The following is a 25,880-nucleotide window of genomic DNA, read 5'->3' as shown; positions in this document are numbered from 1 at the left end:
CAGTTAGCCAGCCTTCAGCTCAAGCCGCGTCCGGTGGAGGATCGGCTCGGTGTAGCCCGAGGGCTGGTTCGCGCCTTCGAAGATCAGCTCGGCCCCGGCCTTGAAGGCGAGGGAGCCGTCAAAGTCCGGTGCCATCGGACGGTAGGTGGGATCGCCCGCATTTTGCTCGTCCACCTTCACGGCCATGCGGCGGAGGGTATCTTCGACCTGATCGCGGGTGACGATGCCGTGGGCCAGCCAGTTGGCGGCGTGCTGGGAGCTGATCCGGCAGGTCGCGCGGTCCTCCATCAGGCCGACATCGTAATAGTCCGGCACCTTGGAACAGCCGACGCCTTGGTCCACCCAGCGCACGACATAGCCGAGGATGCCTTGGCAATTGTTGTCGAGCTCTTCCTGGATATCCGCAGCGGACCAGCTCGAAGGATCGCCCAGCGGCGGGGTCAGGATGTCCGAAAGCGGTGCACGCGGACGATCCATGATGGTGTCCTGCACCTTGTCCACGTCCACGGCATGGTAGTGCATCGCGTGGAGCGTCGCGCCGGTGGGCGAGGGGACCCAAGCGCAGTCGGCGCCCGCCTTGGGGTGGCCGATCTTCTGCTGGATCATGTCCGCCATCAGGTCAGGCATGGCCCACATGCCCTTGCCGATCTGGGCCCGGCCTTGGAAGCCTGAAGCCAGACCATTGTCGACGTTCCATGCTTCGTAGGCTGACATAAAGGGCGCGGCCTTGATCTCGCCTTTTCGCTTGAACGGGCCAGCCTTCATCGAGGTGTGGATCTCGTCGCCGGTGCGGTCGAGGAAGCCGGTGTTGATGAAGATCACCCGGTCCTTGGCGGCGCGGATGCACTCCTTGAGGTTCACCGTCGTGCGGCGCTCCTCGTCCATGATACCGATCTTAAGCGTCTTGGCCGGGAGGCCCATTTCCTTCTCGGCGTCCTCGAAGAGCTCCACTGCGAAGGCCACTTCTTCGGGACCGTGCATCTTGGGCTTCACGACGTAAGTCGAGCCGTGGATGGAGTTTTTCTTTCCGCCCACGTCATATTTCGCAATGAGGGCCGTGACACAGGCATCAAGCTGGCCTTCGAAGATCTCGTCACCGTTGGGCAGGAGAACGCCAGGGTTGCGCATCAGGTGGCCAACATTGCGGACCAGCATCAGGACGCGGCCTTTCAGCGTCAGCTTTGAGCCATCGGCCGCCGTGTACGTCCTGTCATCCGAGAGACCGCGCTGAACGGTCTTGCCGCCCTTCTGGAAGCTCGTGGTCAGGTCGCCTTTGATGAGGCCGAGATAGTTGCCGTAGACTTCCGTCTTGTCCTCGCCATCGACAGCAGCGACGGAGTCTTCGCAGTCCATGATCGAGGTGACGGCGCTCTCGAGCAGGATGTCCGCCATGCCCGCCCGGTCGTCCTTGCCGACAGGGTGGCCGCGGTCGATCTGGAGCTCCGCGTGGAGGCCATTGTTCCGTAGAAGGATAGCTTCGGGCGAAGCTGCATCGCCGCGATAGCCCCGGAACTGGTCAGCTGCCGCAAGGCCGGACGTCTTACCGTCCGCCATCGTCGCCACAACCGCGCCGTCCTTCACCGCATAGCTGGTGACGTCATGGTGACGGCCATCGGCGAGGGCGAAGTGCTCATCGAGGAACGCCTTGGCGAATTCGATGACCTTGCCGCCGCGCACGGGGTTGTAGGCGCCGCATTTCTCCGCGCCGCCATCCTCAGGAATCGCGTCGGTGCCGTAGAGGGCATCGTAGAGCGAGCCCCAGCGGGCGTTGGCTGCGTTCAGGGCGTAGCGCGCGTTCTTGACCGGCACGACGAGCTGCGGGCCTGAGATCTCCGCCACTTCGGGGTCAACGCCTGCGGTTTCGATGGTGAAGTCGCCGCCTTCGGGCACGAGATAGCCGATCTCGCGGAGGAAAGCTTCCTGCGCTTCGGGGCCTTGCGGGCCGTTCTTCTCGTACCAGGCGTCGATCTGGCCTTGCAGGTCGGCGCGCTTGGCGAGAAGCTTCTCGTTGGTTTCCGTGTGCTTGTCAGTGATCCGGCGGACCGCGCCCCAGAACTCCTCGGCCGTCATCCCGGCGCCAGCAGCGGCGCCCTCAATGAAGTCGGCGAGAGGCTTGGAAATGGTCAGCCCGGCCATGGTGATGGTGTCGGACATGAGCGTACCTCGTCTGTTTGAGAGCGAGCTAGCCCGCTCCGCCGCTCAAGGCAAAGTTTGGGTGCGGTGCGGTAAACAGCTTCAGCGCTTGGCGAAGCTCTCCAGCGCAGCTTTCGCGATCTGGTCGCCCCATTCCTGCACGAAATGGCCGCCTTCCTCGATGATGAGGGGAGGCGGGCAACCTTTGATCTCGCCCTGAAGGCGCAGCATGGCCTTCTTGCCGAGGACAGGGTCAGCAGCACCGATCGCCATGAAGCTCTCGCCCTGCCAGTCGTTCCAGAACCTCAGCGCGCGGCGGCCGATTTCATAGCCTTCTTGGCTGTCGGAGAAGGGGACAAGCCGCGGGAAGACTATGGCGCCTGCCTTGTAGCTCTTGTCCGGGAACGGAGCGTCATAGGCGGCGACTTCTGCCTCGGTGAGCATCTTTCCGGCGCCCGTGTTGACGATGTGACCGACGGGCATGTCGTCCGTCTTCTGAGAAATCGCGTGCCAGACGCCGAAGCCTGTCTTCCGCTCATCCGCAGGCCGCGCGAGGTCCTCCGCCACGATCGAGCTCTCAGGCTCAAGGGGCAGGGAAGTGTTCATCACGAGGAGGCGTGACCAGTGCTCTGGCTCTTCCATCGGCAGGGTCAGGCCAAGAACGCCGCCCCAGTCCTGACAGACCAGCGTGATGTCCTGAAGGTCCAGCCGCTTGACGAGCGACAGGAGCGCTTCGCGGTGGAACGTGTACGAATAGTCGCCCTGGCTGACTGGCTTATCCGACCGTCCGAAGCCGTAGAGGTCGGGCGCGATGACCCTGCCGCCAGCCTCCAGGAAGACGGGGATCATCTTGCGGTAGAGGTAGGACCAGCTCGGCTCTCCGTGGAGGCACAGGAAGACCGGGGCGTCCTTCGGCCCCTCATCAAGATAGGCCATGCGCAGGCCCTCGGCCCGGCCTTCGCCTTCAAGATAGTGCGGCGTGTACGGAAAATCGGGGAGGTTGGCGAACCTCTCTTCCGGTGTCCTCAGCGCTTCCATGAGCGGTCTCCCTAGTCGTTTTGCCGGAAGGCTAGGCCCGCCGCTTGAGGGAGGGAACCACCTGACTGCTGATGGCAGGGTGAGGGATCCTCAAGGCTTGCCTTCAGCCGCGCGGCGCGTAGGTCCGCCTCATGGAATTGCGCGACGCCATCCTCGACACTCTCGCCAAGCGGGACCCCGGCAAGTCGATCTGCCCCTCCGAAGCCGCAAGGGCGGCTGCGGGTGACGGCGAGTGGCGCTCGCTGATGACGGCCATCCGGTCGGAGGGCCGTGTCCTCGCTGCCGAGGGGCTGATCGAGGTCACGAAGAAGGGGAAGGTCGTCGACCCCGAGACCGTGAAAGGCGTCATCCGCTACCGCATCAAGGAGCCCCAAGATGTCTGATCCCAAGCTCGATGTCGTTGAAGCCCTGATGCGCGATGTTGCGGCCAGGGTGATCATGCCCCGCTTCCGCTCGCTGGGCGAAGGCGACGTGGATGAGAAGACCGGCCCCGGCGATCTCGTGACGATAGCCGATCGCGAGGCTGAGGAACTGCTGACGCCGGAGCTTCAGGCGATGGTGCCGGGCTCTGTGGTCGTGGGCGAGGAAGCCGTCAGTGCCGGGACGATTGATCCTAAGGTGCTGGGAGAGGGCGGGGACTGCTGGCTGGTCGATCCGGTCGATGGGACTTGGAACTTCGTTCAGGGCTCGGAGCGCTTCGGCGTCATGGTCGCTTTTGTGCGCGCAGGTGAAGTCGCGCAGAGCTGGATACTGTTCCCTGTCGATGGCCGATGTGCTGTCGCCGAAAAGGGTGCGGGCGCGACCTTTGGCGGCGAGCGGCTGGGATCGAACCCGGTGAAACCCTGGACGGAAGCGAGCGGAGACTTCAGCCCCGTCTATGTCGACGAACCCTACAAGTCCGCCTTCGCCGCTGCAGTCGACAAGAGCGCTGGCCACAGGGCAGGGCATTGCTCCGCCTACGCCTATACCGACCTAGCGCGCGGCCTCATCGACTATGTGGTGCAGTTCAAGATGACCCCTTGGGACCACGCGCCCGGGCAGCTCATCGTCGAGGAAGCTGGTGGCCGGTTCGGATTCCTTCCCGGTGGCGAAGCTTATACGCCTGTCGCCCGTGAGGACCGCCCGATGCTGGAGGTCGCGCGGGCCGAGAACTGGGAAGCCTATGGGCGGGCTTTGATGGCGGCGGTTTGAGAGGTCGCTGCGCGTCTATTTTCCCCGATGGATCCTGGATCAAGTCCAGGATGACGATAACTGGAAGACCACCTCCCCGCCCGTCATCCCGGACTTGATCCGGGAACCATCACAAAAATTCTCGCGCGAAAGCGCACCTTTAAACCTGAGCTTGTCCCGACCTGCGTTACGGCCCATTTTGCGAACAACAGATCACTAGCGAGGACGCCATGACCGACCTGCCCATGCTGAACGATGACGACGAAAAAGTGGCTTCGAAAGGCCGCTCGATCCCTGTAGAGAAGCATCTCTTCGATGCGCGCCAGGTGCTGATCGTCGGTCAGGTGACGATGGAGCTCGCCCGCGACATTTGCCAGCGCCTTCTCGCGCTCGCCCATGCTTCGGATGATCCGATCACGGTCATTGTTTCCTCGCCCGGCGGTCACGTCGAGTCAGGGGACATGATCCACGACACGATCAAGTTCATCAAACCCGAGGTGAAGATGGTCGGCACCGGCTGGGTCGCATCGGCTGGTGCGCTGATCTACGTCTCGGTGCCCAAGGAGCGCCGGTTCTGCACGCCGAACACCCGCTTCCTGCTTCACCAACCGTCAGGCGGCGCAGGCGGCCCGGCTTCGGACATCGAGATCCAGGCGCGCGAGATCATCCGTATGCGGGACCGTCTGAACAAGATCTTCGCCGACGCCACCGGCCAGTCGGTGGAGAAGATCGAGAAAGACACGGACCGCGACCACTGGCTCTCGCCGGACGAGGCACTGGAGTACGGTCTTCTGGGCAAGATGATCCAGAACATCGGAGAGCTGAACTAGGGTTCTGCCGCTATACCTCTCCCCCCGGGAGAGGTCGAAATCTCCGATTTCGGGTGAGGGCGGGACGTCAAAAGCCCTCACCCGAAGCCTTTCTTGCGAAAGCCTTCGACCTCTCCCGGAGGGAGAGGTAAGCGCAGCTCGTCAGTCCTCGAACCGAACCGTCGACTGGCGTTCGCGGTTCACTCGGAGCTGCAGGACATCTGGCCGGGAGTAGTGGCCGACCGGGTCAAAGTTCTGCCGCTCGCGGCGCACCTCGGCATGGTCCAGCGTCGCCACCAGCAGCGCCTCGCGGTCATTCACAGGCGGGATCAGCCACTGACCATCAGGTCCTGCAATGCAGGAGCCGCCGCGCGCGAAGAGGCTATCCCCTTCGCACAGTTTGTCCGCACCCGGTAGGTTCAGGTCGATAGTCTTCGGATCAAGAACCCCTGACACCGACAGCGCATAGCTTCGCCCTTCGCGGGCAAGCACTGGCGTCAGGCTTTCCGTGTTCTGAGGACCGCCGGGCCAGCTCGCGACGTGCAGGTCCTCGCCCTGGCCATAGAGCGCAGCCCTCGCCAGCGGCATCCAGTTCTCCCAGCAATTGAGCGCTCCCGCGGTGAAGGCGCCGAGCTCGTGTACCCGCAACCCGTGGCCATCACCCGGTCCCCAGACGAGCCGTTCCTCATAGGTTGGCTGGAGCTTCCGGTGCACGGCACGGATCTCACCGCCTGCATCAATGTAGGCCATCGAGGCGTAGAGTGTGTGCCCGCCGCGATCGTTCGCCCGCTCCATCATCCCGAAGGAGAGAGCGAGGCCCTTGGCCTTTGCGAGCTCTTGCAGCGGCACGAGATCGCCGCGCTCGATATCGACACCCTGATTGAGATAGTGCGCGTACCACTCTTTCTGGAGGTCGCTCTCGAAGACAGCGCCGCCGGTTTTCTCCACCCAGAACGGATAGCCGGGGAGGAGGCCTTCGCCGAAGGCGACCAGCTGTGCCCCTTCATCGGCAGCCTGCATGATGGCAGCAGCCATACGGTCGATCGTGTCCTCGCGCTTCAGCCATGCGGGGGCGATCTGCGCGAGGGCTACAGTGACTGCATCCTCCTCACGAGGAGTGAGCGGGCTTTGGGGCCGGACGATCTCAAGGGTCATAGGGATTTGGCCTCCTGCCAGTATGCCTCCAGCTCTTCGAGGGAATGGTCCTCAAAGTTACGGCCTGAGCCTTCGACCCGCGCTTCGATATGGCGGAAGCGCTTTTCGAACTTCTCATTGGTGAAGCGGAGGGCTGTCTCCGTATCGATCTTCAGTCTGCGGCCAATGTTGGCCACGCAGAAGGCGACGTCGCCCAGCTCTTCTTCCGTATGCCGCTCATCACCTGATGCCATGGCTTCTCGGAGCTCTCCGATTTCTTCTTCGAGCTTGTCGAGAATGTGCTCGGGCTTCTCCCACTCAAAGCCCACGCGGGCCGCGCGTTTCGTCAGCTTCTCGGCGCGGGAGAGGGCGGGGAGGCCGACGGGTACGTCCGCGAGGAGGCTGTCATCGCCTTTCTCGGCGCGTTCCCGCGCTTTCATTTCTTCCCACTGCACCGTCTGGCCGTCAGCATCGCGGCCATCGGCGGCTTCGAAGACATGGGGGTGCCTGCGGACCATCTTGGTGACGATGCCCTCGACCACGTCCTCGAAGGTGAAGGCACCGCGCTCCTTCGCCATCTGGGCGTGGAAGACCACCTGCAGGAGGAGGTCGCCAAGCTCGTTCACGAGGTCCGCGTCGCTGCCATGCTCGATCGCATCGACCACCTCGTAAGCTTCTTCGATGCAGTAGCGGGCGATCGACTTGTGGTCCTGCTCCACGTCCCAGGGGCAGCCGCCATCGGGATCGCGCAGCTTCGCCATCAGCTCCTTGAGGCCCTCAATGGAGCGAACGTCAGTAGGCGGCGTTTTGGCCATGGAGCCCTCCTGGGATGAGAGGCTCCCTCCTAAAGGCAGGCTCAGCCGCTGGCCAGTGCCGCACCGTCATCGGCGGGGTAAGCGCGGTAGAAGGTGGTCTCGAGCCCTTCCTCCATCGCCGTCTTGCGAAGCTTGAAACCGAGCGCGCGGGCCACCTGATGCGAAGGCTCATTGGCAGCATCGCAGGCCGCATCGAGGTGGCTGAACGCCAGCGGTCCGAAGGCATAGTCGCGAATGGCGCGTGCACCCTCCACGGCAAAGCCTTCCTTATTCCGCTCAGGATCGGTCACGTAGAGGAGCTGCGGCAGGTCTTCGCCAAAGAAGAACCAGAGGCCGTAATAGCCCACCGGCTCGCCGTTCTCGTCGTCCGCCCGGAAGAGGCCGTACTGCCGGTCCTCGAAGAGGCGTGAGCTCTCCGCGATAATGTCGGCGGCCTGCTCATCGGAGATGATGTCATCGTCCCACAGGAAGCGGCGGACCACCGGGTCGCGGTTGAGTTTGCCGAACCAGGGTTGGTCATCCTGGGTGAGGGGCCGCAGGCGAAGGCGCTCTGTCTTGAGTTCCGGTGTCATAGCGTGCGCAAAAATTTCTCCGGTGCGTTTTAGCAGGCAATTGGCGTCAAACGCTAGCGATAGCTTGCCCCAAGCGAGGATCGCTGTCTCTCTTCCAATGCACACAGCCTGATTCTGTCAGCCTGCACGGCGCTGCCGCAAAACCGTGATGGGAGGACCAGCGCGCGGCGCTTGGCACGTCCGAGAAAGCGGCGCTAGAGCGCCCTCACGAACTTTGAAGCGGAGATCTTCGATGCCCATCAATGAGTCAAAATACATCTGGCGGAACGGCGAGATGGTCCCCTGGGCGGAAGCAACGACCCACGTCATGACCCACGGCCTTCTCTACGGCACCTGCGCCTTTGAAGGCATCCGTGCTTACGAGACGCCAAAGGGTACGATGATCTTCCGCAACGACGCCCACGCCGAGCGCCTGATGTACTCGTCGAAGATCTACGGCATCGGCATCCACTACACCAAGGAAGAGATCATGGAGGCCTGCCGCCGCGCCGTTCGCGAGAACGGCCTGACCTCGGCCTATCTCCGGGTGAATGCCTATCTCGGCTATGGCGAGCTTTCGCCTTCGGCCACCGGCTGCCCGGATGAGCTTGACGTGATCGCCTTCGCCTTCGGCCGCTACCTCGGCGCGGATGCCGTGGACAAGGGCATCGACGTTGCTGTCACCTCGTGGCGCCGCTCGGCTCCGGGGACGATCCCCGCTGGTGTGAAGATGGCCGGCAACTACCTGTCGAGCCGCCTCATCACCACAGAAGCCAAGGCCCGCGGCTGCACCGAAGGCATCGGCCTCAGCCACTCCGGCATGGTTTCGGAAGGCGCAGGCGAGAACCTCTTCATGGTCAAGGACGGCAAGATCATCACGCCTCCGACCGCGGCGTCGATTCTGGTCGGCATCACCCGCGATTCGATCATGACCATGGCGAAGGACATGGGCTACGAGCTGGTCGAGCAGGACATTGCCCGTGAAGCCCTCTACGGAGCGGACGAGCTGTTCTTCACCGGCACCGCAGCCGAGGTCACACCGATCAAGTCGCTCGACGGTATCACCATCGGCACCCCGGGCGAGAACCCCGTCACCAAGAGCCTGCAGGACGCGTTCTTCGGCCTCTTCGACGGGCGGACCGACGACAAGTACGGCTGGCTCGACCCGGTCGAGGGCTGAGCCCCATGAGCAGGAAGGCGTTTGAAGGAACGGTTGGAATCATCGGCCTTCTCTACGCCTTCGGCGTCATCGCCTTCATCTTCATCCCCTCGCTGGTGCGGGGGGAGCCATTGGCGCCGTTCACGGACGGTTTCGTCAACAGGCATGCGGCGACGTGGTCCATCGACGTTCTGGTCACGGGCGCTGTCATCATGGTCTGGATCTTCTACGAGCGTGCGCGCTTTGGGATCAGGAATGGCTGGATCGCATGGCCGCTGATGATTGTACCCGGCGTGGCAGCGGCGCTTGCCTACTACCTCATTATCCGCTCGCTTCACTTCGTAAGAACGAAGGAGCGTGAACGTGAGGCAACCAGCCAGAGCCAGGCGTCAAGCTGATGCATAGTGGCATCTACAAAGCCGCCGTTGGAGCACTGGGCGCGGGATTCACGCTCTTTTTCCTGCTGTTCGTCCTGCCGCCCGCGCTAAAGAGCGGCGACCTCATCGGCGCTTTTGGGGGAGGCTTCGTCAATCCGTTTGCGACAGGGTATTCCGTAGACGTTATCCTTTGCGGGCTGATCCTGATCGTCTGGATCCTGTATGAGCAGGCCGCGGTCGGTATCAGGCACGGCTGGATCTGCATCCCGCTGGTCATCGTTCCGGGCGTAGCGTCGGCATTCGCCCTCTACCTCCTCCTTAGGACACACCAGCTTTCGAAGCGGCCGGGACCTTCGTCATGACCGGCGCCTGCCTCATCATCGGCGCGGGTGACGATACCGGTGCCGCCATTGCGAGAGCTTTCGCGCGGGAGGGGCTAACGTCCTGCGTCGTACGCCGTCCTCGGCATGCGGAGGATCTCGAGAAGCTGGCCCAGTCAATCCGCGATGAGGTCCACAAGGCTCTCGCAATTCCTGCCGATGCACGCGATGAAGACGAGATGGTCGCCCTGGTCGAGAAGATCGAAGCCGACGTCGGGCCGATCGAAGTCGCCGTCTTCAACATCGGCGCGAACGTCAATTTCCCGGTCACCGAGACCACCTCGCGCGTCTATCGCAAGGTCTGGGAAATGGCCTCCTTCGCAGGCTTCCTGATGGGCCGCGAAGTTGCGAAGCGCCAAAAGCCGCGCGGGCGAGGCACGATCATCTTCACCGGCGCCACAGCCTCCGTCCGCGGAGGAAAAGGCTACTCCGCCTTCGCAGGAGCCAAGCACGCCCTGCGCGCGCTGGCGGAGTCCATGGCGAGAGAACTTGGCCCCGAAGGCATCCACGTCGCCCATGTCATCGTCGACGGCATGATCGACAGCCGCTTCATCCGCGACAACGTGCCGGGCGTGGACGGGATGCGCGATGATGGCCGCATTCTGAACCCGGACCATATCGCGGCGAACTATGTCATGCTGCACAAGCAGCCAAAAGATGCCTGGACGCAGGAGCTTGACCTTCGTCCGTGGAAGGAGAATTGGTGATGACCCCTGAGTTTCTCTACGATTTCGGCAGCCCCAACGCCTATCTCGCATGGCGCGTCCTGCCGGAGATCGAGGAGCGGACTGGCGTTCACTTTGCCCGGGTGCCGGTCCTTCTCGGCGGCATCTTCAAGGAGACGGGCAACGTCTCACCGTTCCAGCGCTTCGGTCCCGTGAAGGGCCGGATGGAATACGAGATGCGCGAGATGAGCAGGTTTCTCGCGAAACATCAGATCACGAACTTCCAGATGAACCCACATTTCCCCCAGAACTCCCTGACCATGATGCGCGCTGCCATCGCGGCGGAGGAGGCGGGCAACCTCAAGGCCTACAACGCCGCCTGTTTCAAGGGCATGTGGGAAGAGGGCCTGAAAATGGACGATGCGGAGGTCTTCAAGGCTCGCCTCGACCAGGACGGCCTGCCGGGCGCCATGCTGCTCGCCAAGGCGTCCGAGGCCGAGACAAAGGCGAAGTTGGTGGAGAACACCAACCGTGCGGTGGAGCGCGGGGTCTTCGGCATACCGAGTTTCTTCGTCGGAGAGGAGCTCTACTTCGGCAAGGACCGCCTCGGCGACGTCGAGCTCGACATCCTTAGGTCCAAGGGTTGAGCCCTGAACTTCTGCTCCTCCTCGCGGACCGGGCAGGGACCTTCGTTTTCGCCCTTTCAGGAGGCGTCGCAGCCGTCCGCTTGCGGATGGACCTCTTCGGCGTCGTGATGCTGAGCTTCCTGCCTGCCGTCGGGGGAGGGACCCTGCGCGACCTGCTCCTCGACCAGCCTGTCTTCTGGCTGGAGGACACGGTGGTGCTCGGTTTCGCAGCGGCTGGCGGCCTCGTGGCGTTCTTTGCGGCCAGCGCTGTCGATGCGTTCAAGCCGCTCAGGTGGGCAGATGCGATGGGCCTCGCGCTCTTCGCCATCACCGGCGCGGCCAAGGCGGCAGAGCTCGGCTACGGCCTCGTGGTGGTGCTCCTTATGGGGACGATTACGGCGACCTTCGGCGGTTTGCTGCGCGACGTGGTGGCCAACCGCGAGCCTCTGATCTTCAAGGAGGACATCTACGCTACCGCCGCGATGTTTGGCGCACTGATCTACGCCATCCTTGTCGCGTCGCCCGCCACCCAGACGCTGGCCTTCGCAGGCGGCTGCGTAGCGGCGTTTCTCCTGCGCGGCGCAGCGATTATCTGGAAGCTGGAGCTGCCTAAGCCGCGTGGTTAGCGCTGGTGAACCTTCGGCTTGTCGTCGAGGCTCCGCCAGATATCGTCGAGAAACTCCTGCGTCTTGCACATGGTCCGACCGCCTGCGAGCACGTCGGGAGGATTGCCTGCGACCGCGTCTGCGAAGTTCTCGAGCAGGAAGATCATGTGTGACTTGGCCGAGGGTGTCTTGATGAACTCCGCCGTATCCGGATCACTTCGGCCTTTGCGCAGCTTGTAGCCTGACGGAAACTGCGGTTTCTCCTCGCCGATGCGGGCCTTCTCCCAGTCGTGGACGAAGTCGTCCATGGAGATGATCCCCTCGGTGCCAATAAGCGTCATCTCTTGCGTGAAGGCTCCTGCCTGAAAACCGCAATCCATCGTCAGGCGGAAGCTCTTGTTCATGAAGCGGGTCACGGAGCTGATCGAGACGAGGGTGTCTTGATCCCACGATCCAAAGGCATGGCGGCCTGACGTCTCAAATGCTCCCCATGCGAACTCCGCGACAAGCCTCGCGCAGTACCAGCCGAGATCGCCAAGCGCTCCGTAGGGTTCGAGCGCGGGATTGAACCGGATGTTCTCGCGCCCGCCAACGTCGGCGTGGAAGTTGGCCATTAGGGAAAGGGGCTCGCCAATGTCGCCCCGTTCGATTGCTTCTATGATCGCGTCGGTACGCGGATTATGCGTGAAGTGGGTGGCGTCCCAGAGAACGAGGCCCCTGCGGTGTGCCATGCGCTCGAGCTGATAGGCGGAGAGGGCATCCCGAAACGGCTTCTCGATGATGACGTGCTTGCCCGCGGCAAGCGCCTCGACAGCAATCTCATGCTTCGCACCAGTAGGCGTTGCGATGTAGACCGCCTCGATATCGTCCCGCGCGACGAGGGCTTCCCAGCCCTTCACAGCCTCACCGCCATGCTTCGCCGTGAAGGCCTGCGCCGTTTCCAGCTTCCGCGAAGCCACGGCAGCCAGCTCGACCTTGTCCGTCAGGGAAATAGCGACCGCATGCTTGTTCGCGATCTTCCCCGTACCGACGATCCCAAGACGCAATGCCATAACCACTCTCCCTTTTGCCCACCCGTAGACACTCAGCTCAAAAAAGCCCACACGCAGTGTGTCAGGCGGCCAGGCGACCGCGGGGGCCTTTTCGGCCTTCGAGGAAAGTCCGGGCTCCATGGCGGCGGGGTGCCGGATAACGTCCGGCCAGCGCGAGCTGAGGGATAGCGCCACAGAGAAAGACGTCCTCGCCCCGGCGAGGTCACGGTGAAAAGGTGGGGTAAGAGCCCACCGCCGCTCCGGCAACGGATGCGGGTCAAGGCAAGCCCCACCCGGAGCAAGACCGAATAGGGACGGCGTGCAGCTCGCTGCAGGCCCGCCGCCAGGCTGAGCCGTCCGGGTTGGTTGCAGGAGCGCCTCCGCAAGGAAGCGCCTCAGATGAATGGTCGTCCTCCCGCAAGGGAAGACAGAACCCGGCTTACCGGCCGCCTGATGCTTTTTTTGTTTCACGCGCCAAGGGCGCTGAGTTTTTGTATCTCACGGCGCGTGGCGCCTCCGATGGGGCGGCGCATAGGCGCCGGGCACCCGCTTGGGTGCCCTCGAGCGGAACGGTTCGGATGGAGGCGTAGCGGCTCAGTTTGCGCCTCCCTCTCCCTAGGGGAGAGGGATCGAGGGAGAGGGGCTTCGACGTGCAACGTCTCCGCCGGAAGGCGCCCGACCGGGCGTCCGCGCCGGTCAGGTGCGTCCCCCTGCGCTCAAGTAGCGAAGCGGTAGCGCCAACGAAGATGAACGCGCCACGCGCCGCGAGATAGAAATCGTTAAGGATTTTTCCACACTGCCAAGGTGTCATTGTTTCCCAAGTGAGCCCATGTTATCCCAGTTTCACCCGAGGGCGGCATCCTGAGGGTCCGGGAAACGCATAGGCAAAGAGGCGAGGACAGACATGGCCACGGTCGAGGGGCAGGTCACTGAGCGCGGGGATCTACGCGCCGCTGCCCGCTTCACGGGCCGCTTTCCTGGCAAGCTGGATACGAAGTCCCGCGTCGTCATTCCCACCGAATTCCGCCAGCAGCTCGTGGCGCCCGAGGTCTACGCATTCCCTTCGCTCACGGAGGATGTGCTGCAGCTCGGAACGGCTGAGATGCTGGCTGACCTCCTCGAAGCCATCGCAGGTCAGGACGTCTATGACGAAGACCGCTGGCTGATCGAGGAAGAGATCACCGCAGGGGTCCTCCGCCTCGCCATCGATGAGACGGGCAGGGTCTCCCTGCCGAAGAACCTGCGCGAGCACGCCAAGCTCTCAGGGCCCGTCGGCTTCGCGGGGCGCGGGCGTCATTTCATCCTTGCCGACGCCGCTTGGCTAGAAGCGCGCCGCCTCAAGGCGCGTCAAGCTGCAGGCCGTCATGCCGAAACCCTCCGTGCGCGAAGCCTTCCCTCGGTCCAGTCGGGGAGGAAGTCGTGAGCGAAGCTCCGCACATCCCCGTCATGCTGCCGGAAGTCTTGGAGGCCCTGAAGCCGTCCGAGGGACAGGTCGTGGCCGACGGCACCTTTGGCGCAGGCGGCTACACCGCTGGTATCCTCGCGACAGGCGCGAAGGTCCTCGCCTTTGACCGTGACCCGACCGCCATTGCTGCGGGCAAAGAGCGGTTCGAAGGGGAAGAGCGCCTGACCCTGATCGAGCGCCCCTTCGACTCCATCGCCGAAGAGGCCGCCGAGCACGCGCCCGACGGCCTCGACGGCGCGGTCTTCGACCTCGGCGTCTCCTCCATGCAGATCGACCAGTCCGCGCGCGGCTTCTCCTTCCAAAAGGACGGCCCCCTCGACATGCGCATGGGCGACGGCGTCTCCGCTGAGGAAGCCATCGCCGAGCTGACCCAGGACGAACTCAAGACGATCCTCTGGCAATATGGCGAAGAGCGCCGCGCAGGGCTTCTCGCGGCGGCCATCGTCCGCGAGCGGGCCAAGGCGCCGATCACCACCACGGCACAACTGGCAGCCCTAGCAGGCCCTCAGCGCGCCAAGGACAAGATCCACCCCGCCACCCGCATGTTCCAGGCGATCCGCATCTTCGTAAATGACGAGCTTGGCCAGCTCGTCCGTGCCCTGATGGGTGCCGAGGAGGCACTGAAGGACGGCGGCAGGCTCGTCGTCGTGACCTTCCACTCCCTCGAGGACCGCATCACCAAGAAGTTCCTGACGATTGCCTCGGCAGGCGATGGAGGCGGCTCGCGCCACATGCCGGTGATCGAGCGTCCCGACCCAAGCTTCACCCTCGAGACCCGCAAGGCCCTCGCGGCCAGCGAGGACGAGGCTGCCCAGAACCCCCGCGCGCGCTCGGCCAAGCTGCGCGCCGCGACCCGCACATCAGCCGCGCCGACCGAATGGACCAAGGAGCGCCTTCGCTCCCTCGGCGCACCGTCACTCGTTTTCTCCGACCTTCAGGCCCGCTGGAGCCAACACTGATGATCCGCTTCGCAACCTTCACCATCCTGATCGCCGCCGTCGCAGGCGCGGCCATCTTTCGTCTCACCGCAGAGCACGAAGTCCGCGCCGAGCGCCGGGCCATTGCCAAGCTCGAACGTCAGCAGGCGAAACTTCAGGCCGAGGTCGACCGACTTCGATTTGAGGTGGAAGTTCTGGAGTCTGCGCCCCGACTCAACGAACTTAGTGCCGACCGTCTTCCTTTGACGCCGGGCAGTGGGCGCCAGATGGCAGATGGTGATGTGTTGCTTGAAGCGATCGATCCCGCTGCCCGCCTGGAGGATTATCCGTGAGCAGCACTGTCCCCGGACGCTTTGATGTCGATATGGTCTATGACGAGGTCGCAGCCCGCAAGGGCGCGCCGGTCAAGGATCACAAGGCACATTCAGAAGGCATCCGCCGCAGGCTGATCCTGTGCGGCGCCGGCCTCGCCATGGCATTTGGCGTCCTTGGCATCAGGACCGTGCAGCTGGCCCTCGACACGCCAGCCCCGACCTATGCGGGCGGTTACATCCCGTCGGACAGCTCCGAGCCCAGCCTCGAAGACCGCGATGGCCGTGCGCTCGCGCTCAACGTCAAAGGCTTTGGCCTCGCCATCAACGGGTCGGAAGTGTGGGACGCAGACGAAGCCGCCGAAGGGCTCGCCTCGATCTTCCCGCAGGTCGACCCTGACAAGCTGCGCATCAAGCTCTCCGCCCGCCAGCGCGTGACCATCGACCGGGTGATTTCCGAGCGCCAGCGCGAGCAGGTCCTCGCCTTGGGCCTCCCCGGCATCGATTTTCCGGAGGCGGACATTCGCGCCTACCCACAGGGCCGTCTCTTCAGCCACGTCATCGGCTACCAGATCCCCGGCCGCGGCGGCGTCACGGGCCTCGAGGGCGCCCTGACCGCGCGTGAGCTTCAGGGCCCACAAAAGACCACCCTTCAGGTCGCGGCCCAGACCGTGCTCGTTAGTGAGCTGAGCCTCGCCATGCGCCGCTTCGAAGCGCGCGCGGCTTGGGGCATCCTGATGAACGCGAAGGACGGCTCGGTCGTCTCGATGGTCAGCCTTCCTGACTTCGATCCGAACGTTCCCGGCGCAAGCGAAGCCGAGGCCCGCCGCAATCGGACGGTTTCGGACACCTATGAGCTTGGCTCAGGCTTCAAGGCGCTGACCATTGCCATGGCGCTTGAGGATGGACAGGTCGCCCTCGACACACCTGTCGATGTGACCTCGCCGCTGAAAGTCGGTGACTGGGAGATCGAGGATTATTCGGAGAAGGGGAACATCCTCACCGTGGAGGAAATCCTCGCCTACTCCTCCAACATCGGCACGGCGCAGCTTGCGCTTCTGATGGGCGAAGACGGCTTCCGCGAAGCGCTCGGCGAGTTTGGCCTGCTCGAACGCATGTCCACGAGCCTGCCTGAGAGCCGCAGCCCGCTGATCCCGCGCCAGTGGGGTCCGGCAGAGATCGCCACGGTCTCCTATGGCCACGGCATTGCCGTCTCGCCGCTGCAGCTCGTCTCGTCCTTCTCGGCGCTGGTGAATGGCGGAGAGATCGTCACCCCGCGCTTCCTCGAAAGCGATCCTGTCGAGGCGCGCCGGGTCATCTCGCCCCAGACCAGCCTCGCCATGCGCCGTGCACTGAGGAGCGTCGTTACCGAAGGCACGGGCGGCTTTGCCGAGGCGCAGGATTACTACGTGATCGGAAAGACGGCGACCGCCGACAAGCCCGGCGTCGGCGGCTATAACGATGACGGCCCGATCATTTCGAGCTTCATCGGTGCCTTCCCCGGCTATAACCCCGAATATGTCCTGCTGATTTCTCTCGATGAGCCGCAGGGCAATGCGGATACGAAGGGCTACGCGACGGCAGGCTGGACAGCGGCGCCTGCCTTCTCGCGGGTGGTGGAAAGGCTCTCCCCGATTCTTGGGATCAGGCCAGTGAAAGATGATGTGGCCGCGGACGGATTTCTGACAATATTGGGAGAACGAGGCGACAGGAACCCCAGGCAGGCAGCAGGGGACGTCTCGGAAAACGAGGCACGATGAAGCTTCAGGAGATGACGGCTCTGGCGCGACGGCTGCCAGATGTCGAGATCGCAGGACTGACGGCGGACAGCCGCGCGGTGAAGCCGGGATGGCTTTTCGCGGCGCTGTCCGGGACGCAAGCTGACGGTCGAACCTATATCGAGAGCGCGATCCAGAACGGCGCCGCTGCGATCCTCGCAAGGCCCGGCACTCCCGCGCCCGTGCCGGTGGTGGAGAGCGAGCAACCGCGCCTGACGCTGGCCCAGCTCGCCATGTGCTTCCACCCGCAACAGCCGCGCATGATCGCCGGTGTGACGGGTACGAACGGAAAGACCTCCGTGGCGCGGTTCGCCAGCCAGCTCTGGGACCTTTGCGGCCATGCGGCTGGGAGCCTCGGCACGCTCGGCGCATTCGCTCCGGGCTATGACTATGCGCTGAAGCACACGACCCCTGACCCGGTGGAGATCCATCAGGTCCTCTCCGGCATGACCACCGTGGGCACGACGCACCTCGCCATGGAGGTGTCGAGCCACGGGCTTGCTCAGTACAGGGCCGATGGCGTCAACTTCCAGATCGCAGCCTTCACGAACCTGACCCGCGATCACTTCGACTATCACGGCAGCTTCGAGGAATATTACAAGGCCAAGCGCCGGCTCTTCACCCAGCTCCTGCCGCGCGGCAATGCCGTGGTCATCAACACCGATGGTCCCTATGCGGAGACCGCGGTGCAGGACGCGAAGGCCTATGGCCGCCGCCCTGTGACCGTCGGGCGTCAGGGCGAGACGCTGAGGCTTCTCTCGGTGAAACCAGCCGCTGCGGGCCTTGACATCGCGGTGGAGGCGGCGGGCAAGCGCTACATGCTCCGCCTGCCGATGATTGGCAGCTTCCAGGCAGACAACGCCCTCGTCGCCGCGGCCATCGTCATGGAGAGCGGGCATTCAGCCGATGAAGTGCTGCCGCTCCTCGAAAAGATCAGCGCCGCTCCCGGCCGGATGGAGCCTGCAGGCGTCCGCCGCTTTCCTGATGGCGAAGCAGGGGTGTTCGTCGACTACGCCCACACGCCCGCCGCCGTCGAGACTGTGCTCAAGGCCATCCGTCCGCATACCGCAGGGCGCATCCATGTCATCGTCGGTGCCGGGGGCGACCGCGACACTGCCAAGCGCTCCCAGATGGGTGCAGCAGCGGCTTCGCTGGCCGAGCATGTCATCATCACCGACGACAATCCGAGGACGGAAGACCCCGCCTTCATCCGCGCGCAGGTGGCCGAGGGCGCTCCCAAAGCCACCATCATCGGCGACCGCGAGGAAGCCATCCGCCACGGCGTTGCTTCCCTGAAAGCAGGGGACACCCTCGTCATCGCAGGCAAAGGCCACGAGCGCGGCCAGATGGTGGGCGACGTGATCTATCCCTTCAGCGATCTCGAAAAGGCCCGCGAAGCCCTCCAGAAAGTGGGAGGTGACGCATGAGCGACGCACTCTGGCAAGCCTATCAGGTGCAAGGCGCAACCGGCGGAAAGCTGACAGGTGGCGACTGGTCCGGGAACGGACTGTCCATCGACACCCGCACGCTCCAGCCTGGCGATATCTTCGTGGCGCTCGAAGCTGAGCGCGACGGCCATAACTTCGTGCCGCAAGCGTTTGAGAAAGGCGCAGCCGCCGCCATCGTCACCCGCGAGATCGCGGGCGGGCCCTGCCTCATCGTCAACGATACCCTGCGCGCCGTTGAGGCTATGGCGCGCACCGCCCGTGATCGCAGCTTTGCGCCGCTGATCGGCGTGACGGGCTCCGCAGGCAAGACCACCACCAAGGAAATGCTCCGCGCGTGCCTAGAGCCGATGGGCGAGGTCCACGCGGCGGAGAAGAGCTTCAACAACCATATCGGCGTGCCGCTGACGCTGGCGGAGCTTCCTCCGTCCGCTGATGTCGGCGTCTTCGAGATGGGCATGAACCACGCGGGCGAGATCCGTGCCCTGACGAGCCTCGTCCAGCCGCATATCGCGCTCATCACGACCATCGCTGCAGCGCACCTCGAATTTCTTGGGTCCATGGAAGCCATTGCCGATGCCAAGGCCGAGATCGCCGAGGGCCTGCGGCGCGGCGGAGCCATGATCATCCCCGGCGAGAGCCGTTACGCCGAGAGGCTGGAACAGCGCTGCCGCGAGGCTGGCGTGACCGAGATCCTGCGCTTCGGGGAAGGGGCCTTCGAGAGCCGCCTCAACAAGATCGACCTGCAAAACGCCTATAGCGACGTCGATGCCGACATTCTGGGCGAAGCCGTCAGCTTCCGCCTCCACGTCGCCGGGCCTCATCATGTCAGGAACGCCGCTGCCGCCCTGACCGCGGCCAAGCTCGCAGGTCTCTCCGCCAAGGACGCTGCCGCAGCCCTCGAACAGTTCCGCCCCGGCGCGGGACGCGGCGAGGACCGCAAGCTCACCATCGACGGCAAGACCGTCCTCGTTCTCGACGAGAGCTACAACGCCAACCCTGCCTCCATGGAAGCCGCGCTCAGCGTCCTTTCGGAAAAGAAGGGCGGCCGCCGCATCGCGATCCTCGGCGAGATGAAAGAGCTCGGGCCCACCTCGCCTGATCTTCACGCAGGCCTCGCCCCAAAAGCAGCGGTCTCCGCCGACATCGTCCACACCGCAGGGGCCGACATGGCGCACCTGCGTGACGCACTCCCCGCCGCAAAGCGCGGTAGCCATGCTGAAACTGCGCAAGGACTTCTTCAACCTTTGTTAGATGATCTCCATGAGGGCGATACGGTGCTTTTCAAGGGATCGAACGCCTCTAGGGTAGGTGCCCTTGTCGAGGCGTTTCTCAAGGTGGGGACTACCGTCTAATGCTCTATCACCTCTTCGTTCCGCTTGCGGACGAATATCAGATCTTCAACCTGTTCCGCTACATCACGTTCCGCGTGGGCGGTGCGACCATGACGGCGCTCATCATCGCCTTCATCGTCGGCCCCGGCATGATCGACTGGATGCGCGTGAAGCAGGGCAAGGGCCAGCCGATCCGCAAGGATGGCCCGCAAAGCCACATCATCGAGAAGGCGGGGACCCCGACCATGGGCGGCGTGCTGATCCTGCTCGCGACGGTGATCTCGACGCTGCTCTGGGCGCCGCTCAACAACCCTTACGTCTGGATGGTGCTCGGCGTGACGCTGAGCTTCGGGCTTCTCGGGTTCTACGACGACTACAAGAAGGTAAAGAAGCAGTCCGCCGACGGTGTCGTGGGTTCGATGAAGCTGCTCTTCCAGTTCGCCGTGGCCTTCGTGGCAGGCGCAGCGGCGGTGGCCGTTCTCTCCAGCTCGCAGGGCGCCGATTCGGAAATTGCGACAGGCCTCGCCATTCCCTTCTGGGGCGCGATCATCCCCCTGGGCTTCCTGATCTTTCCGTTCGCAGCCATCGTCATCGTCGGCAGCTCGAACGCCGTGAACCTGACAGATGGCCTCGATGGCCTCGCCATTGTCCCGGTCATGATTGCAGCCGGTGCTTTCCTCATCATCGCCTACCTCACGGGCCGTGCGGACTATGCCGAATATCTCGGCATCATCTATGTTCCGGGGGCAGGGGAGTTGGCGATCATCTGTGCCGCGATCATCGGTGCAGGGCTCGGCTTCCTCTGGTTCAACGCACCGCCGGCCATGATCTTCATGGGCGACACGGGCTCGCTGGCCCTCGGCGGAGCGCTCGGTGCCATGGCGGTGGCCATCAAGCACGAAATCGTCCTAGCCATCATTGGCGGGCTCTTCGTGGTGGAGGCACTGTCGGTGATGATCCAGATCGCCAGCTTCAAACTGACCGGCAAGCGGGTCTTCAAGATGGCGCCGGTGCACCACCATTTCGAGCAGCTCGGCTGGAAAGAGCCGACCATCGTCATCCGTTTCTGGATCGTCGCGATCATCCTCGCGATGATCGGCCTGTCCACTCTCAAGCTGAGGTAAGCCTGTGCAAGAGACCGCCAACATCCCCGCCAGCGGTCAGATCGCCTATTTCGGCCCGCCGCTCACCCATGCGGCGAGCCGTGTCCTCGACGAGCGCGGTTTCGACGTCGCGATGATCTCGCCTGACAGTCCGGAGGCTGAGCTTCCGCAGGGCGCAGGCGCCTTCATCTACGGGCTCGGGGTCGAGCATCCGGTCCGGGCGAGCCTTCAGCGGCAGGCGGTGGAGCGGGACATGCCCGTCCTCTCCGACCTCGCTTTCCTCGGCCACGTGCAGCAGGGCCTCGCCGTGGACCGTGCGCGCAGGACGGTCATCACCGGCTCGGCAGGGAAGGCGGTCACCTCAGCACTGCTCCTCAGGCTCCTCGCCCAGGGCGGGCAGGATGCCGTGGAAGTCGATAAGGGCCGGGGCTTTCTTAACGCCCTTGGTGCGCTGACGGAGCATCTCATCCTCCGCGCAGAGCCCTCTGCCGTACGCGATGCCCTGACCCTCGGCGCAGGCGCGGCCATCGTCCTCAACCTCACCGAGGAGCGCGGCGCGCAGGTGGGCGACAAGGCGCGCGAGGCGGCGATCGAGCTTCTGACGACCGCGCAGGTCGCCGTTCTCGGCACGGACGATATCGGCTGCCAGAGCCTCCTGATGGCCGTCCGCAGGCAGAGCGCTTCCTCGGCCCGGGACATCGTGGCCGTCAGCGGCGGCGCGACCCTCTCCGACGGCTGGTTCGCGCTCGAACGCAATCTCTACGCCGTGCGCGGGGGCAGGACCCGGCGCATCGGCAGCTACTCCGACAGCGGTAGCCTGCTCGGTGATCACATGGGCCAAGACGCTGCGGCCGCTGCCGCCGTCGCCGCCCATTTTGGCATCAATGACGACCAGATCATCGCGGCGCTCACGAGCTTCCGTGGCCTCGATGGCCGCTTCGATTGCATCGGCACCGAAGGCCGGATCGTCTTCGTCGATGACCGTGAGGCGAGCTGCCAGTCCTCCACCGAGGCCGCGATCACGGCATGCCCTGACGTCTTCTGGATCGGCCATCGGCACGGCGACCTTTCCAAGCGGGTGAAAGGCGGGATGCGCGGCTCTTTCTTCGTGACGCACCCTGATGGTTCAGGCCCGCCGGTCGATGGTGTGGTGACTTTCAAGGACGCCGAAGCCGCCACCGAAGCTGCGATCCGTGCTGCCAATGACCTCCTCCGCCGCGAGCCCACTGCTGCTCCCGTGCTCCTTTACTCTCCGGGGGCGGAAGGCTTCTCCCGTCAGGGCGAGCTCTTCAAGCTCCGGGCGCTGAAGGAAATGGCCGAGCAGGGGAGAGCCCATGCTTGAAGCCACCCTCTCACGCCTCGAAGCAGGCGCAGCCAAGGTCCGCGCTGGCCAGCTCGGCGGCTACGACATGGCGCTGGTCTATGCCTTTGGGTTACTCGCGCTCACCGGCCTCGTCTTGAGCTTCGCTGCGAGCCCCGTCGCCGCAGCGCGGGTCGGCATCACTGAGCCTTTCTACTTCACCGAGCGGCACGTCATCTTCCTAGGCGCGACGCTGACGGGTGCCTGCCTGACCGCAGCTCTCACGCCTCTTCAGGCCCGCCGCATCGGTATCCTTGCTGCCCTCGGCGCGCTCTTCCTCATGGCCGTGGCGCTCCTCGTCGGCCCCGAGATCAAGGGCGCCAAGCGCTGGATCCCCATCGGCAGCTTCGGTCTTCAGCCCTCTGAATTCTTAAAGCCCGGCTTCGCGATCCTCGTCGCGTGGTTCCTCTCAGCCAAGCCTGACAGCGGCTTCCCGGGCTTCCTCGCAAGCCTCCTCGTCTACGGTATCGCGTCAGTCCTACTCCTATCCCAGCCGGACTATGGCCAGTGGCTGCTGCTTACCGCGATCTGGGCGGTGATGCTCTTTGTGGCGGGCTTCAGCTGGGCATGGATCGCAGCCCTCGGCTCAGCAGCGGCCAGCGCGCTGACCCTAGGCTATCTCACCCAGTCTCACGTCCGCGCACGGATCGACCGTTTCCTCGATCCCTCATCGGGCGACGCCTACCAGACCGACAAGGCGGCCGAGGCCATCCGCTCAGGTGGCGTCTTCGGCCACGACCTCCACGAGGCGACAGGGGTAAAAGCATCGCTGCCGGACAGCCAGACGGACTTCGTCTTCGCCGTCGCCATTGAAGAGTTCGGCCTCCTGATCGGCCTCCTCATCATCGGTCTCTTCGCCGTCATCGCGATCCGTGGGCTCACGGCAGCGCTTGCCAGCACAGACGTCTTCAAGCGCTGCGCCATCGCAGGGCTGACGACCGCTCTCTGCATTCAGGCGTCGATCAATATCGGCGTGAACCTCGGCGTCCTCCCGGCCAAGGGCATGACCCTGCCACTCATCAGTTATGGAGGATCATCCATGTTGGCGACCGGTTTCACGGCTGGACTTCTCTTGGTGCTCACCCGCAAAAGGCGTGCATGAAGATTGCCCTCGCAGCCGGCGGTACCGGCGGCCACATGTTCCCCGCACAGGCTCTGGCCGAAGAAGCCCGCTCGCGCGGCTGGCAGGTCATGCTGCTCACCGATGCGCGGGGCGACCGCTACACCAAGGACTTCCCCCACGACGAGAAGGTGCTCCTCAAGGCAGCCAGCCCCTCGGCCAGCGGCATCCTCGCCAAGATCTCCGCCGCGATGACCCTCCTCGGCGGCATCGGCACGGCGAAGAAGGCGCTGAAGCGCTTCGGCGCAGACGCGGTCATCGGTTTCGGCGGCTACCCTTCCGCGCCCTCCATGCTTGCAGCCCAGCAGTCAGGCATTGCCACCGGCATCCATGAGCAGAACGCCGTCCTTGGCCGCGCCAACCGTCTGGCAGCGGGCAAGGCAGGCTTCATCGCCCACGGCTTCCCCAAGCTCGACCGCGCACCCAAGGGCGCCATGCGCCTGCGCGAAACCGGCAACCCTGTCCGCCGCGCCGTGATCGAGGCGGCCTCCGAGCCGTTCGACAAGCCGATGGCAGGCGGCCCGCTCCATCTCCTCATCTTCGGCGGCAGCCAGGGCGCATCGCTCTTCGCCCGCATCTTCCCCGAGGCGATCGGCAAGCTCCCATCAGCGCTCAAGGACCGCCTCCGCATCACCCATCAGGTGGCCGAAGACGGCATCGACGCCGCGCGCCAGACCTATGAAGCGGCAGGCATCGACCCCCGCTCGGTCGAGCTTGCGCCGTTCTTCACCGACCTTCCCGAGAGGATCGCAAGCAGCCACCTGATCGTCGCGCGGTCCGGCGCATCCTCCGTTGCGGAACTTTCGGTCATCGGCAGGCCTTCGCTGCTGGTGCCCCTCAAGATCGCCATGGATGACCACCAGCGCATGAACGCCACCGTCCTCACCGACGTGGGCGCGGCTGAGCTGATCCTCGAAGACGATCTCAGCGTCGACAATGCCGCTAAGACCCTCGAAGCGGTGCTCTCCGACACCACCCGTTTGACCAGCATGGCCGATGCGGCAAAGGGCCGGATGGCCGAGGGCGCAGCCGCTGCGCTCGCTGACCTGACCCAAGACCTCACAGCCGGAAAACTCGGCTGACCGAAGACAAGAAAGACGCCGCCTTGACCGAAGAACGCGACATCTCCATCCGCCTGCCGTTTCCCGTCGGCCGCATCCACTTTGTCGGTATTGGCGGCATCGGCATGTCCGGCATCGCCCGGATCATGTCGAACCTCGGCTACGAGGTATCAGGCTCGGACATTCAGGAAAGCGACATCCTCGACCGGCTGCGGGAGAAGGGGATCGCTGTTCATATCGGCCACGACAAGGCCCACGTTACCGGCGCCGCAGCTGTCGTCACTTCTACAGCTATCCGGAACTCAAACCCCGAGGTCGCCGAGGCGCGCGCGCAGCATATCCCCGTTGTCCGCAGGGCCGACATGCTGGCCGAGCTGATGCGCCTCAAATGGAACGTCTGCGTCGCGGGCACCCACGGCAAAACGACGACAACGTCGATGATCGCGGCGCTGATGGATGCAGGCGGCAAGGACCCGACTGTCATCAATGGCGGCGTCATCAATGCCTACGGCGCCAACTCCCGCTCAGGCGACGGCGACTGGATGGTCGTCGAGGCTGACGAGAGCGACGGCACCTTCGTCCGCCTGCCGACGACCGTCTCGGTCATCACCAATATTGACCCTGAGCACCTCGACCATTGGGGCGACTTCGACGCCCTGAGGAAGGGCTTCGACCAGTTCATCGAGAACACGCCTTTCTACGGCTTCGGTGTCGTTTGCCTCGATCATCCTGAAGTGCAGGCGCTGGTCGGACGCATCACAGACCGCCGCATCGTCACCTATGGCCTGAACCCGCAAGCCGATGTCCGTGCCGAGAACATCCGTGTCGAGAACGGTATTCAGGTCTTCGACATTCACTTCCGCGAAGGGGCCCAGACCCTTCACCGCCTCGAAGGCTGCCGCCTGCCGATGCCAGGCGAGCACAACATCCAGAACGCCGTCGCCGCGGCGATCATCGCGCGGGAGCTTGGCTGTTCGGACGAGAAGATCGTCGACGGCTTTGCGAAGTTCAAAGGCGTCAAGCGCCGCTTCACCCATACTGGCGACTGGAGGGGTGTGCGGATCATCGACGATTACGGCCACCATCCGGTCGAGATCGCCGCGACCCTGAAAGCGGCGCGCGGCGTGACCGAGGGCAGGGTGATCGCGGTCATCCAGCCCCACCGCTATACCCGCCTCGACAACCTCTTCGACGCCTTCTGCTCCTGCGCCAACGAGGCGGACACGGTGTTCATTGCTCCTGTCTATGCCGCTGGCGAGGACCCGATCGAGGGCAAGGACGCCGAAGGCCTCGCTGCAGGAATGCGCCGTAACGGCCACCGCAATGTCTTTGCACTGAGCACTATCGACGAGCTGCCGGGCAGCATTGCGTCCGAAGCCAAGGATGGCGACCTCGTTCTGTGCCTTGGCGCAGGGGACATCACCAAGCACGCCCACGCGCTGCCAGAATGCCTTGCGAGCTTTGAGGGCTAG

General features: G+C 64.2%; 26 protein-coding genes and 1 other RNA gene. 21 read left to right on the top strand and 6 right to left on the bottom strand.

Going from position 1 to position 25,880, the window contains the following annotated elements; translation table 11 throughout:
- Positions 1-3: 3 nt before the first annotated feature.
- Both HK107_RS01885 and HK107_RS01880 read right to left on the bottom strand, forming a co-directional pair.
- A complete protein-coding gene (locus HK107_RS01885) occupies positions 4-2,154 on the bottom strand; it encodes a malate synthase G (RefSeq protein ID WP_173196249.1) in 2,151 nt (716 codons plus the stop codon).
- Between the two features lie 81 nt (positions 2,155-2,235).
- Positions 2,236-3,171: a haloalkane dehalogenase gene (locus HK107_RS01880; RefSeq protein WP_173196247.1), complete on the bottom strand. Its 936-nt coding sequence runs from the start codon at positions 3,169-3,171 to the stop codon at positions 2,236-2,238.
- 131 nt (positions 3,172-3,302) lie between these two features.
- Here HK107_RS01880 and HK107_RS01875 point away from each other — a divergent pair, with 131 nt between their 5' ends.
- The 3 genes from HK107_RS01875 (at position 3,303) to HK107_RS01865 (ending at position 5,171) form a co-directional block, all read left to right on the top strand.
- Positions 3,303-3,554: a DUF3253 domain-containing protein gene (locus HK107_RS01875; RefSeq protein WP_173196245.1), complete on the top strand. Its 252-nt coding sequence runs from the start codon at positions 3,303-3,305 to the stop codon at positions 3,552-3,554.
- Positions 3,547-4,362 (top strand): inositol monophosphatase family protein, encoded by an 816-nt coding sequence (locus tag HK107_RS01870; RefSeq protein WP_173196243.1) that lies wholly within the window; start codon positions 3,547-3,549, stop codon positions 4,360-4,362. Before HK107_RS01875 ends, HK107_RS01870 begins: the two co-directional genes overlap by 8 nt.
- Positions 4,363-4,571: 209 nt before the next feature.
- Complete coding sequence (locus HK107_RS01865) at positions 4,572-5,171, top strand: ATP-dependent Clp protease proteolytic subunit (RefSeq protein WP_173196241.1); 600 nt, start codon at positions 4,572-4,574, stop codon at positions 5,169-5,171.
- A 141-nt stretch (positions 5,172-5,312) separates the two neighbouring features.
- Here HK107_RS01865 and HK107_RS01860 read toward each other — a convergent pair whose 3' ends face one another.
- From HK107_RS01860 to HK107_RS01850, 3 genes are read right to left on the bottom strand one after another with little or no spacing between them, the layout of a single operon-like run.
- Positions 5,313-6,305: a carbon-nitrogen hydrolase family protein gene (locus tag HK107_RS01860; protein WP_173196239.1), complete on the bottom strand. Its 993-nt coding sequence runs from the start codon at positions 6,303-6,305 to the stop codon at positions 5,313-5,315.
- Positions 6,302-7,099: a nucleoside triphosphate pyrophosphohydrolase gene (gene mazG / locus HK107_RS01855; RefSeq protein WP_173196237.1), complete on the bottom strand. Its 798-nt coding sequence runs from the start codon at positions 7,097-7,099 to the stop codon at positions 6,302-6,304. The genes HK107_RS01860 and mazG overlap by 4 nt, the downstream gene beginning before the upstream one ends.
- A 41-nt stretch (positions 7,100-7,140) precedes the next feature.
- Positions 7,141-7,671, bottom strand: a complete 531-nt coding sequence (locus HK107_RS01850) for a GNAT family N-acetyltransferase (protein ID WP_173196235.1) — start codon at positions 7,669-7,671, stop codon at positions 7,141-7,143.
- A 232-nt stretch (positions 7,672-7,903) separates the two neighbouring features.
- Between HK107_RS01850 and HK107_RS01845 the strand changes: the two genes are divergently transcribed.
- Genes HK107_RS01845 through HK107_RS01820 form a run of 6 tightly spaced genes read left to right on the top strand, consistent with a single transcriptional unit; the run spans position 7,904 to position 11,483 of the window.
- On the top strand, positions 7,904-8,830 hold the full coding sequence (locus HK107_RS01845; protein ID WP_173196233.1) for a branched-chain amino acid transaminase: 927 nt from the start codon (positions 7,904-7,906) through the stop codon (positions 8,828-8,830).
- Between the two features lie 5 nt (positions 8,831-8,835).
- Positions 8,836-9,207, top strand: coding sequence for a DUF2834 domain-containing protein (locus tag HK107_RS01840; RefSeq protein ID WP_173196231.1), 372 nt, complete (start codon positions 8,836-8,838; stop codon positions 9,205-9,207).
- Positions 9,207-9,548, top strand: coding sequence for a DUF2834 domain-containing protein (locus tag HK107_RS01835; RefSeq protein ID WP_173196229.1), 342 nt, complete (start codon positions 9,207-9,209; stop codon positions 9,546-9,548). Before HK107_RS01840 ends, HK107_RS01835 begins: the two co-directional genes overlap by 1 nt.
- The gene (locus tag HK107_RS01830) at positions 9,545-10,273 is read left to right on the top strand and encodes an SDR family oxidoreductase (protein ID WP_173196227.1); all 729 of its coding nucleotides are present in this window, start codon (positions 9,545-9,547) and stop codon (positions 10,271-10,273) included. Before HK107_RS01835 ends, HK107_RS01830 begins: the two co-directional genes overlap by 4 nt.
- The gene (locus tag HK107_RS01825) at positions 10,273-10,878 is read left to right on the top strand and encodes a 2-hydroxychromene-2-carboxylate isomerase (RefSeq protein ID WP_173196225.1); all 606 of its coding nucleotides are present in this window, start codon (positions 10,273-10,275) and stop codon (positions 10,876-10,878) included. Before HK107_RS01830 ends, HK107_RS01825 begins: the two co-directional genes overlap by 1 nt.
- Positions 10,875-11,483: a trimeric intracellular cation channel family protein gene (locus tag HK107_RS01820; RefSeq protein ID WP_173196223.1), complete on the top strand. Its 609-nt coding sequence runs from the start codon at positions 10,875-10,877 to the stop codon at positions 11,481-11,483. Before HK107_RS01825 ends, HK107_RS01820 begins: the two co-directional genes overlap by 4 nt.
- Here the strand turns inward: HK107_RS01820 and HK107_RS01815 are convergent.
- Positions 11,480-12,514 (bottom strand): Gfo/Idh/MocA family protein, encoded by a 1,035-nt coding sequence (locus HK107_RS01815; protein WP_173196221.1) that lies wholly within the window; start codon positions 12,512-12,514, stop codon positions 11,480-11,482. The genes HK107_RS01820 and HK107_RS01815 overlap by 4 nt on opposite strands.
- 61 nt (positions 12,515-12,575) lie before the next feature.
- On the opposite strand from HK107_RS01815, the gene rnpB reads away from it, so the two are divergent.
- The 12 genes from rnpB to murC all read left to right on the top strand — a co-directional run bounded on the left by rnpB (position 12,576) and on the right by murC (position 25,880).
- An RNA gene (rnpB, locus tag HK107_RS01810) (RNase P RNA component class A) lies at positions 12,576-12,951 on the top strand.
- Between the two features lie 446 nt (positions 12,952-13,397).
- Positions 13,398-13,916, top strand: coding sequence for a division/cell wall cluster transcriptional repressor MraZ (locus HK107_RS01805; RefSeq protein ID WP_173196219.1), 519 nt, complete (start codon positions 13,398-13,400; stop codon positions 13,914-13,916).
- Positions 13,913-14,917, top strand: a complete 1,005-nt coding sequence (gene rsmH, locus HK107_RS01800) for a 16S rRNA (cytosine(1402)-N(4))-methyltransferase RsmH (protein WP_332871466.1) — start codon at positions 13,913-13,915, stop codon at positions 14,915-14,917. The genes HK107_RS01805 and rsmH overlap by 4 nt, the downstream gene beginning before the upstream one ends.
- Positions 14,917-15,228 carry an FtsB/FtsL family cell division protein gene (locus tag HK107_RS01795; RefSeq protein ID WP_173196217.1) on the top strand — a complete coding sequence of 104 codons (312 nt, stop codon included), beginning with the start codon at positions 14,917-14,919 and terminating at the stop codon, positions 15,226-15,228. Before rsmH ends, HK107_RS01795 begins: the two co-directional genes overlap by 1 nt.
- Positions 15,225-16,967, top strand: a complete 1,743-nt coding sequence (locus HK107_RS01790; RefSeq protein ID WP_173196215.1) for a peptidoglycan D,D-transpeptidase FtsI family protein — start codon at positions 15,225-15,227, stop codon at positions 16,965-16,967. The genes HK107_RS01795 and HK107_RS01790 overlap by 4 nt, the downstream gene beginning before the upstream one ends.
- A complete protein-coding gene (locus HK107_RS01785) occupies positions 16,964-18,412 on the top strand; it encodes a UDP-N-acetylmuramoyl-L-alanyl-D-glutamate--2,6-diaminopimelate ligase (protein WP_198912269.1) in 1,449 nt (482 codons plus the stop codon). The genes HK107_RS01790 and HK107_RS01785 overlap by 4 nt, the downstream gene beginning before the upstream one ends.
- Positions 18,409-19,785, top strand: a complete 1,377-nt coding sequence (locus tag HK107_RS01780; protein WP_173196213.1) for a UDP-N-acetylmuramoyl-tripeptide--D-alanyl-D-alanine ligase — start codon at positions 18,409-18,411, stop codon at positions 19,783-19,785. The genes HK107_RS01785 and HK107_RS01780 overlap by 4 nt, the downstream gene beginning before the upstream one ends.
- Positions 19,785-20,888, top strand: coding sequence for a phospho-N-acetylmuramoyl-pentapeptide-transferase (gene mraY / locus HK107_RS01775; RefSeq protein WP_173196211.1), 1,104 nt, complete (start codon positions 19,785-19,787; stop codon positions 20,886-20,888). Before HK107_RS01780 ends, mraY begins: the two co-directional genes overlap by 1 nt.
- Positions 20,889-20,892: 4 nt before the next feature.
- On the top strand, positions 20,893-22,209 hold the full coding sequence (locus HK107_RS01770; RefSeq protein ID WP_173196210.1) for a Mur ligase family protein: 1,317 nt from the start codon (positions 20,893-20,895) through the stop codon (positions 22,207-22,209).
- Complete coding sequence (locus HK107_RS01765) at positions 22,202-23,329, top strand: FtsW/RodA/SpoVE family cell cycle protein (protein ID WP_173196207.1); 1,128 nt, start codon at positions 22,202-22,204, stop codon at positions 23,327-23,329. The genes HK107_RS01770 and HK107_RS01765 overlap by 8 nt, the downstream gene beginning before the upstream one ends.
- Entirely contained in the window at positions 23,326-24,429 is a 1,104-nt protein-coding gene (locus HK107_RS01760) for a UDP-N-acetylglucosamine--N-acetylmuramyl-(pentapeptide) pyrophosphoryl-undecaprenol N-acetylglucosamine transferase (protein ID WP_173196205.1), read from the top strand. The genes HK107_RS01765 and HK107_RS01760 overlap by 4 nt, the downstream gene beginning before the upstream one ends.
- 47 nt (positions 24,430-24,476) lie before the next feature.
- Complete coding sequence (gene murC, locus HK107_RS01755) at positions 24,477-25,880, top strand: UDP-N-acetylmuramate--L-alanine ligase (RefSeq protein ID WP_173198690.1); 1,404 nt, start codon at positions 24,477-24,479, stop codon at positions 25,878-25,880.

This window comes from Parvularcula mediterranea (assembly GCF_013085255.1).
Lineage (GTDB): Bacteria > Pseudomonadota > Alphaproteobacteria > Caulobacterales > Parvularculaceae > Parvularcula > Parvularcula mediterranea.
The sequence above is the reverse complement of the archived record's forward strand: the minus strand, read 5'-3'. Positions and strand labels throughout refer to the sequence as shown.